Source organism: Aeromonas sp. s7(2024) (assembly GCF_040907825.1).
Lineage (GTDB): Bacteria > Pseudomonadota > Gammaproteobacteria > Enterobacterales > Aeromonadaceae > Aeromonas > Aeromonas veronii.
The window spans coordinates 72496-85657 of sequence record NZ_JBFOCM010000012.1; the positions used below are offsets into that span (position 1 = coordinate 72496).

Here is a 13162-nt window from a genome sequence, read left to right on the forward strand (position 1 = left end):
GTTTTTACCACTTTAAAAACAATGCCTTATAGTTATTCGCCATTTTCTTGGGGCGTGGTTGGGGCAAAATGGCCTTTTGACGTCATCAGTTCCCAGATCCGCGCAGCCTCCGATTTGCTGGCTGACGCGATCCACTTTCCGTAAACGGACTGAAGCATTTCCAGATCTGCGTGACCCATCTGGTCGGCGATATAAGCGAGGTTTCCGTGCGATGTCAAATTCCAGCTGGCGAAAGTATGCCGCAGTTGGTAAAGACGGCGATAGCGGATCCCGGATCGCTCGACAACCCGAACCCACATGGTCACAAATCCAGACTGGGTGAACCAGTCTCCCGAGTTGTGCTCAAACGTCGAGGTCAGTTTTGGAGAGAACACCGGACGAACGGAGATGGTTTCCTTGCCAACCTCCTGGTCAACGCTGATCACTACCGGCTTTCTCGAGTAAGTGAGTTCACGCTGACCAGATAGCGCATCTATTACCGGGGGCTGCATGTCCACCACCCTGACCAAGCCGGTCTTTGGCAACTTGAAGTAGTCGCCACCCGGGCCGACGCTGCGCCTTACCGTGATCGTTCGCTTTTCGAAGTCGATATCTTCCCACGCCAGAGCGCGAAGCTCACCGGGGCGCAGTCCGGTATAAACGGATACGGTGATCATGCGCTGGTGCTGAACGTGGGTGCAGGCCTCCAGCGCCAGCAGGTACTCTGAATATTCGAGCGGGTCGGCAGGTGATACGTTGCTGGATGGCACCAACTTGACGGCTGCCAGCATCTTGCTGGCATCTTTCATGATGTCGTTGCGTTCACACCAGAGTAGAAACTGACAGAAGCGCTTCAGATAGGTGTTCACCGTGGCTGGTCGCAGTTGCAACATCAGCTCGTTGCGCAGTCGCTCGAGATCCTTTGGCTTCAAGCTTGCCATATCCCGCTCGGCGCCGAGAATGGCAAGGCAGGACTTGAACCCATACGGGTAAATCTTTTTGGTGGTTGGCTTGAGAGTCGGTTCAAGCAGCTGCCAGAACTCGGCGTAGGCGCTCCCCAACTGATGGCGCTTTCTCACTGGGCCGAACTTGTCCGCCGTTCCGCTGCTTGGAAAATGGGAGGCGTAGTTGAAGGTGTTGATGGCGATCTCATGCTTTATTGTGGCCAGCTTGTTGGCGGCAAATTTCACGTTCGCTTTTGTGATGGGGAGGTCCAAGACCTCCCGGCACCTGACACCTTTATAGGTGAAGTTGATGCGCAGTTTTTTGCCATGAACTTCCAATCCGGTGACGCCAGCCACTAGATCATCATGCTTGACTCTACCCACTTGTCATACTCCGCAACGTTGTAACGAATCTGGTTGTCAGGGGCGCGTCGCCACACCAGGCCCTCTGGCCACTCTCCTTTCAAGCGGCGCCCTTCGGCTGCCTTCTCTGACATGCCGGTTAGGGCAGCGAAAAGCTTTGGCCTTACCCACTTGGCGCAGGGGTAGACAAATTGCTGCATGGTTTGGTCCTCGCGGTTAAAAGAGACTCGAGCCGGTGACGCCCGAGCTGGTTGTAGTAAAAGGTTTGAACTTGCTTGCGGGAGTTGGCCGCCTGGTCAAGGCGGTATTCCCCCAGTTCGGTTGTTTTCAGGTTGTGCTGATTGGCCAGCCTGCCGATGGCTTGGGCGCTCACCCCCAGTTCCTTTCCAAGGTCGGTTGCGCTCCAGAGCTGGCCGGTTACCCGAGGCGCTTCGATAGGCAGGTCGAAGTGAGCCAGGATGCGGCCGATCTCGGCGAGCTTGGCCGATTGGGAAAGGGTGGGGGAGAGTACGGTATTAACCAGATCGTCCAGCAGTTGGCTGCTCTGGTCGATGAGTTGAAGCTGTTGCATGGCGTGGCCCTCCTGTCCTTGAGGATGGGGCGCCAATTGGATTGAAGGAAGGGCCGTTAATCCTCTTCATCAAGGATTGGCACGTAGACATCAGACATGTCTGAGAACAATTCTTCGCCTTCTATGCTGACGCAGTTGACTGAGTTGCTCATGCAAATGATTTCATCAACTACGCGCCTGAGCTCGTCTCGATCTAACTCCTCATCATTAAGTAGTTGCTTGGCCGTATCCCTGAGCGAGCGAACCTCTTCACTTAGGTTTCTGCGCCAGCCGTTCATACTGAAACTTACTTTTGACATTCAGCCTACCCCTCAACTTTGCAGCGGTTGCTGCTTTGGTTCGATTGTTACCACCCCGAGATCGCACTCGAACTGGATGGGCTGGCCGTGGTCTGCTGCGACCCAGCACATCACCCGACTCATGCAGCTAAGGACCTCCTCGGTACCGATCGCCACCATGGCGGCGGCGATCTGCTCGGCGAATTCCTTGTTGTCAGCCATCAGCCACCTTTCACAAACAGGTCTGCCGCCACGATGACGGCCAGAATGTTAATGGCCAGGATTGCGATCCCGGCCGCCTTTTGTTTGGTCATTACAGCTCCTATGGGCAGCAGCTCGGCGAGCCGCCGCAGTAGTGGCTATTCGGGTCGAACTCGGCAACGTTGCAGTAGATTGGGGTGAGCCGTTCGCAGCAGATGCACCTGCCAACCCAGCCTTCGCCACGTTGAAACTGGATATATCCGCCTTCCTTTAGCTGTGCGATCCTGGCTTTGTTGTATGCCTCTTTGGCAGCCTTGGCCCGCTCCTGCATGGCGTACAGCTTGGCGTGCTTGATGATCCAGCTCCCGGTCATCTTGGCCTTTAACAGCGGATAGCCGCAGTGCGGACCTTCGGAGTCGGTCTCTTCACCAAAAGCCCAAAGCAGGACTTCTTGCGCTACATACAGGACTGAGTGCCAGTCTTGGCCCTCTCCCCAGTAATCAGTGCCTCCGCCAATGCTTGGCATGTGGTTCACGCTAACCCGCACCTGCCGGTTCTCGCGCTCCTGCTTCCCTGTAAGGCGGGGGCAATCCTTGCACCTGTGCCAGCGATAATATGGCTGGTGCAGCTCAAGCTCCGTATCAATCCAGACCTCGCCGATCAGGTTGCCAAGGATGGTGTGGAGCTTCTTGCTCAGCTTCTTCTCGATGCGTGGCTTCATGCGTTCACCCCATACTTTGCAGCTGGTACCGTCTCATCAACCGGCTCGCCACACTTGCGGCAGCGGAACACGCTGGAGCCGTGTTCGCTGTAGTTCTGCGGATCCAGCCCATCAGGCAATCCCTCATCTGGATAGAATGGGCGCTTCTTGTCGGTGCGGATGGTACGGCGCGGGCAGTCCAGTTCGACGCTGATTGGCTCGCCGCAACTGCACTGGTCGCGCACCACGCGGCCAAATATGCCTTCGATGACTATGCCGGTGCGGGAGGCAATGCGCTCCTGAATGCCCTTCTTGGTGATGGACACGGCCATGCGCATCATGTGGAGCAGGTGCTGCTCATCCTTCTCCTCAATGCACTGGCGGATGTACTTCATCAGCTCGGGCGGCGCGTCGCCTGGGAACTCTGGTTCTGCCTGAACGTCGGCGATGCAGGCCAAGGTGGAGCCTTTGACCATATTCACCAACTCGGTGACCGTGGCGGGGTTGGCAGCTGCGATGAAGTTGGCGTTACACTGCTTTTCGGTGCCAGCAATTACCTCTCCGCCACCAATAACGCCAGTGTTTCCATTGGTGCTCCAGCCGCCTTCTGTGGCATCGCCAGCCAGCTCCAGCAGCTTTTCCAAGTCAATGTTCATGGGTATCTCCAAAAGAAAGCCCCGGACAGGCCGGGGCTTGAAATGTGAAACGCCGCATTTCTGCGGCGCTTGGTTACTGGTCGTCATAATCTGGCTCATCGAAAGCCCACAATGGCGCAGTAATCTTCTGGCCAGGTTTCCACCCCATTTCTTCTAGCAGATCAGGATCTGCATCCTCTGGGATGTAGGCGTAGTATTCGTACGCCATTTCATCGCTGCTTCCTGTGTCTTCGAGCCACTCAAGATTCAGACTCTCATAGGACTCTTCGGTCATTTCTAGGTAGTCACTGATGGTGCTCATATGTACCTCCGTTTAAATGAGTTGCCAGTATACCCCCTTAGAATTGACGTGTCGGTCAAAGTGCATACACCTCAACATCGCCAGCCGCGGTACCCGATAAAGCCCGGCGCCAGCACCTGCCGGAGTGGTAGGACGGGGAGGTGGGCTATCAGGGTCTTGAGCTGGGGGTTATCTGGCTGGCTGTCGATGGTGACTTTGGCGCCGGGGTTGATCTTGAGGTATCGCTCCCTGGCGTCGGTGGCTTCTTCCCGGGTCAGGCCGGGCTGGATGATGGGGGCTCGGTAGCGCACAGCTCACCTCCTTGTGGCTGGTCATCAAGCGCCAATCTCCGCTCGAAAACCGCAAACACACCCTCAATATGCGGGTGGAAAAGTGCAGTGCTTGCATCCAGCATCATGGACTTAAAGTCTTTGGCTCCATCGAGATACCAAGCAGGAAGCGAAAACTGGCCAGCCAGCGCCACCTCAATGCGATCCAGCAGATCGCTGCGATTGGAGCAGTCTTGCGGCAATGGCGGGATAATGCGGCGCATCACCTCATGCGACTCCTGCAGGAGATCCAGCGCCCCCTTGTGCTTGCTCTGCAACTGGTCGTGCTGCTCCTGCAGTTCGCGGTAGTCGGCGGCGACCGGTGAGGTGGCGGCATCAGTCCATTCGGTGTCTTGTCGGTCTGGCATCTTGCCAGCCAGCGCCGCGTCGCACCGTGATGGGAATGACTGAGTTTGCGGAACTTCGCCGATTGCCTCCCGCAGCAGATCCGCCATTACCCCGCACTGGCGGGTGGCGTCCGCAAGCTGTTCGGACAGCTCCTGCTCACGCTTGTTTGCCAGCCCCAGTACCACATATCCCGGCTTTTGCTCGAAGTCGGTGATGTAGCTGACTATTCGCTCTGCTGTCTGGCCAGTGAACCCGCCATCCCACTCCCAGAGCAGCAGGGTATCCCCCACTTGGAAGTTGCGATCTGCGTTGTTGCGGATCTCGAAGGTCTTATCGCCGGAGACGACGGCGGCGAAGTATTCAGGTTTAATCTTGAGTTCGTGAATCACGATTGCTCTCCTTCCACAAATTCGAGGGCGGTGGCCACTTCCGGCAGCAGCTCGTCCCAAGTGGCAATGGCTCCGTTCTGGTGCCAGCCTGCTACCCCTTGACTGTTGTTCATCACTCCAAGCACACCATTCAGCGCCTCAAGCAGCACATCCCGCTGCTTGGTCATGGCCTCCAGTTTCTCAACCGGCGTGAGCCCTTCGGTGCGCTGGAGGGTGATGATGAAGGGGCCAAGCTCAGACCGAGCCCCTTTCACTTCCAGATAGTTGGTGGCGCCGCGTTCAGCGAAGAGACTGGCGTAAGCGGCGATAAGGGCTTTCTCTGCCAGCTCGGGGTGGCTGGCCACAAATTCAGCCAGCGTCACGCCCTCCAGCTCCTTGGTGGGGTAGCCGTCCAGCAGGTTCCAACAGGCTACGATGCGGCGGCCGTTTTCCTTGCCTTCGCAGTTGGGAAAGCCTTCATCACTGCGGGGCCAGAGTTCACAGACGCCGTAGCCATCAACTGATCCGACCGACTGGCCGTTACGAAAAAGGGCCAGAAGGCCCTTGGTGTGTTCGGTCATGCTGCAACCTCCTCGTTGCGTCGGGCGAAGAGCGCCACTGCGCCATCCTCCGTATCCCAGATGCCAAGCAGGAACCAGTCAGCTCCTGCTGGTGTGGTTGGATTCCACTCGGCAACAAGGTCTATGTAGTCGCCATCGGCATCCCATCGCTCGATCATGTGCTCAGGTAGGTCATCTTCCATAGAGACGAACTTTGCCTCGAGCCCCTGCTTATCAAGCCATTCGGTGTATTGGCTACCAAGCGTTTCGCCGAAGTCAGGGAAATCAGGGTGGATCCAGAACCCTGACTCATCCCGTTTTACCTCGGCAGGTGCAATGAGTTGTTGTTTCATAGCGGAGCCTCCTCGCCACCCAAGGCGGCGAACAGTGCTGGGATAAACTGGGACAGCTCACCGGTCACCAGTGCAAAGTCGGCGTCCATGCGGGCAACCGGATCCTCGCTGGTGATGTCGTCGTTCTGCTCGCGCAGCTCTTCGCTGAACTTGAGGCGCTTGATGGAGAGGTCATCACCCAGCACGAAGCTGATGCTTTCACCCCAGCAGAGGGCCAGCTTGGTGACCAGCTTGTCGTTGGCGAGGTGGTTTTTCACCTCATCGGTCATCAGATCCTGCTGCTTGAAGCGGGCGATCCCGCCGTGTTCCGTGGCGCTGCGCAGCTCGGATTCATCCTCAAGGGTGAAAGCTGCCGGCAGGTTGCCCTCTTGCAGCCACTCGGTCATGGTGATTTCTGGCGGGTTCTTGAGCGCCACCGGCACCACTGGCAGGCTGCCGATGGACTTGCGCAGCAGGGCCAGCACGTCGTCAGCCTTCTTGGTGGATGGGGCATCGACCATCAGCAGGCCGTCTGCCTGGTTGATCCACGCGTAGGTGTTGGCGGTGCGGCTGAATGCGCGGGGCAGCAGGGTATGCAGCAGCACCTCTTTCAGCGCCTCTTTCTCTTTCTTCTTGAGGGGGCGACCCTGCTCGAACTCGATCGCCTCTACTTTCTCGGCCAGCTGCTCTTTGACAACGGTAGATGGCAGCATCTTCTCCTCCTTGCGGGCGCAGATGAGGATTTGGCCGTTGGCGGAGTGGGTCAGGGTGCTGCCGAACTTGCCGAGCGGGCGAGTCCAGCCGAAGCGGGACATATCCTGGCTGCCGCAGGGGGTGAAGGCACAGGCTTCCAGCTGGGTTTCCAGCTGATCCGCGGTCAGGTCAAAGGGGCGGGTAAAGCGGTAAACTTGCAGGTTTTTAAACCACATGGTCGGGGTCCTTTTGGTTGGTTAGGTGCGGGCTTTTGCCAGCAGGTCGTGGATTTTCTTGGCGGCTGCCTCGGCTTGTGACCGGTTGCAGATGGTTCCGCCTGGCAGTACAAACTTGCCGCGCAGCTTGGGGTGGGGCATGACGACGCCCAACCCGATGACTACCGCGCCGCAGTAGGGGTTATCTGTGTCTTTCATGGGGTTACTCGACTTATCAACAGAAACTGTGATGGAGGCGGTTAGTAACTGGTGGGTATCAGGCTGCGGACTGCTCTGGGGTTGATGGCGCCTCATTGCCCCAGCAGTCCCACCCTTGGTGGTATGAGCGGGCAAACAGCTCGATGCGCGGGACATCACCGCACAACTTCTCTATCGCTTCGCGGAACTCGTGAGGCTTCTCACTATGGCGACCAACCTTGGCTCGAATGACAGAGCGCACGGTCTTGTCTACTGCCAGCTTGCTGACTTTGCCCTTGATGCCAATCAGGGCGCACTCGGCGCCAGCTCGCGTTGCCCACCCCATGCCAAAGTGCGGGTTGTCGTTTACGGTGCGCTTCTCCCACACGAATCCGGTCATGGTCATGACACGGAATCCCCAGGCTTTGCACAGGTCTATGGCCTCTTGTGGCATGCTGCCGACCCACCACATGACCAGCATGCAGTTATCTTCTGCAAGTTTTGCCACCGGCAGCGCCTTCATATCCTCTATCTTGGTGACGCTGTACACCTGCGCAGCCCCGCTTTTCATTGAGCCGCCTGACTTCTTCGATTTGAATTGCCATGCCGGGTCGGCGTAGATCACTCGGTACTTGCGGCTGGTGCTGCTGATATCAATCTTCATGCCGCCTCCTTGTGCTGTTCCGGTTGCTGGCTGGCCTCGGCCTGCTCTTTCTCCCACTGGCGAACCGCGGCTTGACCGGCGCTGATGATCTGATCGGCCAGCTTGGCGCCAATACCCTTGATTGCCAGCAGCTTGTCGCTCTGGTTAACCATCAGCTTCCACAGGTCGGTGATGCCAGCATCCTCCAGTAGCCCCTGCACCTTGGCGTTGAGGCCAATTTCGCTGATGTGGACTGTCTGCGCCCACTCGGCGCGGGGTTGCAGGTGAGGGTGGGTGATGGCCAGGGCATCGAGCATGAAGGCGTGAATGTCGCGGATCGCCTCCATCGGGATATCTCTGGCGATGACGCTCGGAAATATCGGGCTCATCCACTCGCTCAGCATCACAGTGCAACCGGTGGCGTCTGAGCGCATGGCGTGGAGCTTCCAATCCAGATCGTTCAGCAGGTAGCTCTTGTCAGACTGGATGCCGCCCTCTACCAGGTAGACATTCCAGCGGATGCCATTGCCGTCAGGGTAGTGATTGCGCAGGTGTTTGCCCCACAGCAGGCTGATCTCCTTGAATTGGGCCATGTCGTTGATGACCTGCTGGCGCTCGTCCAGATCGGCCTGCTGCTGGTTGATGATGGCTGTCAGCTCGGTCACGCTGCGGGAAAGCCTGGTGTTGTCGCGGCGGTACCCGCTGATTTCGTTCTTGCTGGCGTTGATGGCGTTCAGGCGCTCTTCCAGCTTCTTGCGCTGCTCTGCGGCCTTGCGCTTCAAGCCTTCCGGATCCATCGCCTTATAGGCTTTGATGGTGCGTTCCAGCTCGCGGATCTGGATGTTGGCAGCGTTGAGGTCTGCCTGAGCTCCGTCAGCCTTGCGGTTTGCGGCGTAGACGGCATTTTCTGCCTGCTCAGCTTTGGCACTGGCCTCTTCTTGAGCGTCAGCGATGCGCTGCTCGGCTTCGGCTACTTGCTGGCGCAGCTGGCTGACCAGTGCGATCTGGTCATTGAGCTCGCCATCCCGGGCTTCCAGCTGGTCGATGAGTCCGTTGAACTCGTCGATATGGGCGTTGGCCGCCTCGCTGATCATTGTCAGGTTGGCGGTGAGCAGGGTTTCAAAGCTGCCGATGGCGGCCTTGGCCGGGCCGTCTGGCATCTGGATGATGGCGCGGATCTGGGTAGTGAGGGTGGTTAGCGCAAGGCTGGTTGCCTCGCTGGGGTTCAGTTCGGTGGTCATGGTCGGGGTCCTGTTGGGAAAGAGAAAGCCCAGTAAGTGCCGGGCTTTGGTTGGTTAGTCGTCGTAGCGCTCAATGACAAGGTCGTAGTTGTGCGGGTATTCACCTTGATCCAGCTTCACCTTTGATTTCATGGCGTAGGCGGCCATCAACTTGCGCTCAGCTCCGTATAGCGGGCCAACGCACTTCTTGCGTTTAACGTCATCCTCATCGATTTTCATGGAGTAAATACAACCCTCTTTGTCTATGTCGATCTGGTATTCGCAGCGGTATTTGTCCATTCCAGCTTCTTTGCCGATGTAGATATGGCGATATCCGAATGTGGCGTCTTCGATGATGAGCGTCATCTCCTCATCAACGTGATCACAATCTCCGTAACCGGTGATCGACTTGCGAACTGCATCGAGCACCCATGACAAGGTAATTTCTTCGGGAAGCTCGCTCATGATTTCCTGAATTTCCTTATCCAACACTTCTGCCAGACGCTGGTCATAGAAATCTTGTGCGGCCATGCGCAGACGCTTGGTCACGAAGTCGTGGTATCTGGGGAAGTCGGCGATGCTGTCGATTTGCGGCATGATTGCATTTGTCAGTGCATCCTTTACTGCTTTGCCAACATCGCTGTAGCTGCGCAGGACATCCTGGGCGCAGTCATCAATCAGCTTGTCGGCATACTTGCTGAGCGCTTGCTCCAGCGCGCCGCTTTGAATTTTCTGCTGCAGGACCGCTCCGAACATGGCTTGAACGGTGGTATTGCTGGGGTCGATAGTCGGGGCGAAATCGGTGATTTGGGTCATGGTTGGTCCTCTGGAATTGAAAAAGCCCCGTTGGTGGCGGGGCTGTCAGGATTAGTAGTTGATGCTCAGGTGCTCGATCTTGTTGCTGGCGATCTGCTTGATGAGGTTGATGGCCTTATCCTCGTCGATGCCAAACCCCATCAGATCCATCAGGATTGCGCTGTTTATGCGTCCGCGGTGGGCACGGTCTGCTGCGCGGCGGGCATCTTCTTCGGCTTTCAAGCGCTGCTCATTCTCGATGCGCAGGCGCTCTTGCTCTGCGGCGCGGGCGGCAGCTTCTTCCGCTTGGCGGCGGGCATTTTCTTCTGCCTGCAAACGGCGCTGCTCTGCCTGCTCAGCTTCGGCAATGCGGCGGGCCTCTGCCTCCTGGCGGGCCAGCTCTGCGGCTTCTGCATCGCGAATGGCTTGCTGCTCGCGCTCTTTGGCTTCGCGTTCGCGGCGCTCGGCATCGAGGCGGGCCTGCTCTTGGCGCTGGGCCTCTGCGGCGACGGCCTGCTCTGCGATGCGGCGCTCGCGGTCGGCCTGCTCGCGGGCGGCGGCCTCTTGGCGCAGGCGCTCCAGCTCGGCGGCTTGCGCTTCACGCTCTTTTGCCTTCTCGATGATGGCGCGCAGGTGAAGCACGGCGGCATCCTTGGCCACACCAGCCTGGGCGGTCATCTCTTCCCAGCTGTCGTCGATGGCGATCGCTTCAATCTGCTGCAGGTAGTGCTCCAGCTCGGTGCTCGGCAGCTCAGCGGTGGCCTGCTTGGCATCGGCGAAGGCGGTCATGCGCTCCTTGAGGGCGGCCACCCGGGCTTCTTCTGCCGCTTCGTACTGGGTGAGCGGGGCGCGCACTTCCTCTTTCAGGGCGTCGAGGGTGTCTCTGATCAGCTTGCGGTTGGCGTCAATTCGCGCCGGGATCTCCTTGTACTTGGTGGTCAGCTCTTTGCCGACACCATCCAGATGTGATTTGGTCTTGGCTACGGCATAGGCGATGCTAGCGATCTCCTTGCGACCTTTGGCGGTGGTCACATCAGGTACCAGGCTGGATGCCTTCTGGCGAATGTCTGCCAGCAGTTCAGTCACACCTTGCCCCTCGGTAAACAGGGCAACGGCGGTGGTGGGTTCGATGACAACCAGCTGGGTCTGGGCGGTGTCGGTCTTGGCTTGTTCGGTCATGTCGTGGTCCTTGTGGCGGTGAGCCATAAAAAAGCCCGCTGGTTGGCGGGCTGGATGGGGTGAAGTGGTTGATTACGCTTGCGGCTGGTCGAATTTGCGCTTGCACTCGCCGGCAATTTGCTTGATCCCGGCGATGATGCTCTGATCGCCAGTCTCATTGGCCCACTCCCAAGCCGATGTGTAGGCCTTGTGCCATTCATCCTTGGAAGAAGAGCCTTCTATAGCCGCGCAGTGGTCGGCGTATGCGCCAGAGTGGTCAATCTGATCTACTGTTTCGATGTGCTGCTCAGCCTGTTGCAGCGGTTCAGCTTCGATAGTCACCGGTCGCTGTTTCTTACGCATGGCATCGAGGGTGCGGTTACCAGATGCCTGAGTAACCGACTTTTCTTGCTGGCGGCTGTAGTCGAACTCATCGCCAGACTCCAGCAGGGTAACCAGCTCAGAAGCAGATGGAAGGCGGCGCGCCAAGCGGTGAAGGACGCTTTTCACTGCCATCCTGTCGTACCACTTAGCCCATGGGCTGTATTCACTATTGCCTGTCTTGCTGGCACTGCGGACGCGCTCGATATCATCCTTCGGCATCACCTCCACGATCAGCTCGCCTGTATGCAATTTGGCAAAGGCGAAAGCCAAGGAGAACTCTCCGCGGCCCTTGAAGGTTGGCCGGTAGTTGATGTGCTCACCCTGCTCGTCCATCCAATAGTCGAAGGTGTCGCCATCAAACACAGCCTTGGCGGCAATGACGGCTACCTGACCACTCATGCGGGCCCGCTTAAGCACACCATCAACCATGGGTATGTACTGGGCCTTCATGATGTAGTTGTTACCCTGTTTCTCCTTGAAGGTGACCAGAGCAGCCTCGCGGCTGTCAGGCACAAGGCCGTGAGTAGCGCAACGGATGAGGGACTGGATAACTGACTTCTGGTCGGCGTTTGCCAACTCAGGGTTTTGTGCCATGGCGGTGGCGGCGGCGCGCACAAATGCGTCGAATGACACATTGGATGGAAGCAGGGCCTCGATTCCCTGGCTTTTCAGTTGTGGGGCCATCATAGAAAAGAAGTGGCCGGAGCTACCCTCAAGCGGGAGTGGTTCGATCTCGTTGTTCACGCTGCTCTCCTTGCCCATGCCGGGCGGGTAAGTGGTATCAGGTCGTGCCAGTCGTTATTGACGCGGCACTCGTGGAATTTGCTCAGGTCGCGGCGGTAGAGGTCTTTGCCAGCCTCTTTCCACTCCAGCTCCAGCGGGCGAACCCGCACCGGGTAGCGGCCACACTCAATGGATGAGCTGACCGCGATAAAGATGAAGTCCGGGATCTCGCCGTAAATCTCGCGAAAGCCATCGGAGTACATGGCGTCCTGAACGTGGTAGCGGAACTCCTCGACGTGGCGCTCGAAGCGGGACATATCGTCCACCTTCTTGACGTCCGCCAGGATGGGGTAGTTGTTGAGCTTCTTGTCCGGCCGGCAGCGGCAGAGCTCATCTGTCTCGCGGTCAGTCCAGTAGAGCGATCCCTCGCAGATCCCGTCCTGCTCCAGCAGCCAGCGGGCGTCAGGATGGGCGAACACGCTTTCGCGCATCAGCTGCAGCTTTCGCCCATCCTCTGCGGTCATGATGGTCTTGCCCAGCTCAGTGCAGTTGGCCAGAAACTCCTTCTCTTCATCCTTGCCAGCGTTGGTGCGGCGGTTGAACTCAGGGGCGATGATGAAGCGGTCCTTGAACTCCTCCGGCTCCAGCAGCAGGCAGTGCAGGGCGGTGCCAATATCCAGCGCCTTGAGCTTTTCCTCATCGACCGGCGCGCTCTTGCGCCAGACGTAGGTGGCAGGACTCTCGGCGATGTCGTCGAGCTGGGATTTGCTGATGCCGGGTCCGGAGTGGTATTCCTCGTTGGAGAGCCCCAGCACCAGCCCTTGCGGCAGGGCCAGACTGGTATCGACGGCGGCGTTCATGCTGCGCTCCTGTGCTGGTATTGCTCAAACTGCTCGTCGCTCATGGCGGTTTGAAGTTCGGCGAGGTGGTTGCTCCATGCGTCATGGGCAAGGTCGGAAAGGCCGGCATCCACCACCTGCTGGATAAACTGCACCAGATGGGAGTGGTCGCCATCGTTCATCAGCAGCCAGATGGCTTGGTTGTACTGGCGGTGCTGGTCGTGGTTGAGCTCACACAGCAGGGTGGCCGGGTCGGTGCTCAGCATGCCTGCCATCAGGAGCGGTCGGTTGGTGGCTACCCACTCGGCGATCCACTCGGCTTTGGCGTTTGCCTCGGCTTCGCGGCTTTCGAGCAGAGCCAGCAGAGCGGATTCTCTGGTCATGG

Annotated in this window: 20 protein-coding genes; all 20 read right to left on the minus strand. The window is 58.2% G+C overall.

The genetic code is table 11. The features are described 5' to 3' along the window. Nucleotides 1–32: 32 nt before the first annotated feature. Nucleotides 33–1280 carry a DUF3596 domain-containing protein gene (locus AB5Y73_RS03695; protein ID WP_368147290.1) on the minus strand — a complete coding sequence of 416 codons (1248 nt, stop codon included), beginning with the start codon at nt 1278–1280 and terminating at the stop codon, nt 33–35. A gap of 169 nt (nt 1281–1449) precedes the next feature. Then, nucleotides 1450–1857: a hypothetical protein gene (locus tag AB5Y73_RS03700; RefSeq protein WP_106843116.1), complete on the minus strand. Its 408-nt coding sequence runs from the start codon at nt 1855–1857 to the stop codon at nt 1450–1452. Nucleotides 1858–1913: 56 nt separating this feature from the next. Beyond that, on the minus strand, nt 1914–2156 hold the full coding sequence (locus tag AB5Y73_RS03705; protein WP_139390128.1) for a hypothetical protein: 243 nt from the start codon (nt 2154–2156) through the stop codon (nt 1914–1916). 12 nt (nt 2157–2168) lie between these two features. Then, nucleotides 2169–2357 carry a hypothetical protein gene (locus tag AB5Y73_RS03710; RefSeq protein WP_279499476.1) on the minus strand — a complete coding sequence of 63 codons (189 nt, stop codon included), beginning with the start codon at nt 2355–2357 and terminating at the stop codon, nt 2169–2171. 100 nt (nt 2358–2457) lie between these two features. Continuing rightward, entirely contained in the window at nt 2458–3057 is a 600-nt protein-coding gene (locus tag AB5Y73_RS03715) for a hypothetical protein (protein ID WP_279499477.1), read from the minus strand. Further along, nucleotides 3054–3692 (minus strand): hypothetical protein, encoded by a 639-nt coding sequence (locus tag AB5Y73_RS03720; protein WP_279499478.1) that lies wholly within the window; start codon nt 3690–3692, stop codon nt 3054–3056. The genes AB5Y73_RS03715 and AB5Y73_RS03720 overlap by 4 nt, the downstream gene beginning before the upstream one ends. 73 nt (nt 3693–3765) lie before the next feature. Further along, nucleotides 3766–3993 carry a hypothetical protein gene (locus tag AB5Y73_RS03725; RefSeq protein WP_279499479.1) on the minus strand — a complete coding sequence of 76 codons (228 nt, stop codon included), beginning with the start codon at nt 3991–3993 and terminating at the stop codon, nt 3766–3768. A gap of 71 nt (nt 3994–4064) precedes the next feature. Beyond that, the gene (locus AB5Y73_RS03730; RefSeq protein WP_279499480.1) at nt 4065–4283 is read right to left on the minus strand and encodes a hypothetical protein; all 219 of its coding nucleotides are present in this window, start codon (nt 4281–4283) and stop codon (nt 4065–4067) included. Further along, nucleotides 4247–5038, minus strand: a complete 792-nt coding sequence (locus AB5Y73_RS03735; RefSeq protein WP_279499481.1) for a DUF3850 domain-containing protein — start codon at nt 5036–5038, stop codon at nt 4247–4249. The genes AB5Y73_RS03730 and AB5Y73_RS03735 overlap by 37 nt, the downstream gene beginning before the upstream one ends. Beyond that, entirely contained in the window at nt 5035–5598 is a 564-nt protein-coding gene (locus AB5Y73_RS03740) for a hypothetical protein (RefSeq protein WP_279499482.1), read from the minus strand. Before AB5Y73_RS03740 ends, AB5Y73_RS03735 begins: the two co-directional genes overlap by 4 nt. Next, nucleotides 5595–5930 (minus strand): hypothetical protein, encoded by a 336-nt coding sequence (locus AB5Y73_RS03745; RefSeq protein WP_279499483.1) that lies wholly within the window; start codon nt 5928–5930, stop codon nt 5595–5597. Before AB5Y73_RS03745 ends, AB5Y73_RS03740 begins: the two co-directional genes overlap by 4 nt. Next, a complete protein-coding gene (rdgC, locus tag AB5Y73_RS03750) occupies nt 5927–6838 on the minus strand; it encodes a recombination-associated protein RdgC (RefSeq protein ID WP_279499484.1) in 912 nt (303 codons plus the stop codon). The genes AB5Y73_RS03745 and rdgC overlap by 4 nt, the downstream gene beginning before the upstream one ends. 21 nt (nt 6839–6859) lie before the next feature. Beyond that, nucleotides 6860–7036 (minus strand): hypothetical protein, encoded by a 177-nt coding sequence (locus AB5Y73_RS03755; protein ID WP_180342925.1) that lies wholly within the window; start codon nt 7034–7036, stop codon nt 6860–6862. Nucleotides 7037–7094: 58 nt separating this feature from the next. Beyond that, the gene (locus AB5Y73_RS03760) at nt 7095–7679 is read right to left on the minus strand and encodes an MT-A70 family methyltransferase (RefSeq protein WP_279499485.1); all 585 of its coding nucleotides are present in this window, start codon (nt 7677–7679) and stop codon (nt 7095–7097) included. Then, nucleotides 7676–8899 (minus strand): hypothetical protein, encoded by a 1224-nt coding sequence (locus tag AB5Y73_RS03765; RefSeq protein ID WP_279499486.1) that lies wholly within the window; start codon nt 8897–8899, stop codon nt 7676–7678. Before AB5Y73_RS03765 ends, AB5Y73_RS03760 begins: the two co-directional genes overlap by 4 nt. A gap of 54 nt (nt 8900–8953) precedes the next feature. Further along, entirely contained in the window at nt 8954–9694 is a 741-nt protein-coding gene (locus AB5Y73_RS03770; protein WP_279499487.1) for a hypothetical protein, read from the minus strand. Between the two features lie 51 nt (nt 9695–9745). Further along, entirely contained in the window at nt 9746–10852 is a 1107-nt protein-coding gene (locus AB5Y73_RS03775) for a hypothetical protein (protein ID WP_368147293.1), read from the minus strand. 72 nt (nt 10853–10924) lie between these two features. Then, nucleotides 10925–11959 carry a recombinase RecT gene (locus AB5Y73_RS03780; RefSeq protein ID WP_279499489.1) on the minus strand — a complete coding sequence of 345 codons (1035 nt, stop codon included), beginning with the start codon at nt 11957–11959 and terminating at the stop codon, nt 10925–10927. After that, complete coding sequence (locus AB5Y73_RS03785; protein WP_279499490.1) at nt 11956–12798, minus strand: PD-(D/E)XK nuclease-like domain-containing protein; 843 nt, start codon at nt 12796–12798, stop codon at nt 11956–11958. Before AB5Y73_RS03785 ends, AB5Y73_RS03780 begins: the two co-directional genes overlap by 4 nt. Beyond that, nucleotides 12795–13160: a hypothetical protein gene (locus tag AB5Y73_RS03790; RefSeq protein WP_279499491.1), complete on the minus strand. Its 366-nt coding sequence runs from the start codon at nt 13158–13160 to the stop codon at nt 12795–12797. The genes AB5Y73_RS03785 and AB5Y73_RS03790 overlap by 4 nt, the downstream gene beginning before the upstream one ends. Between the last annotated feature and the right edge of the window lie 2 nt (nt 13161–13162).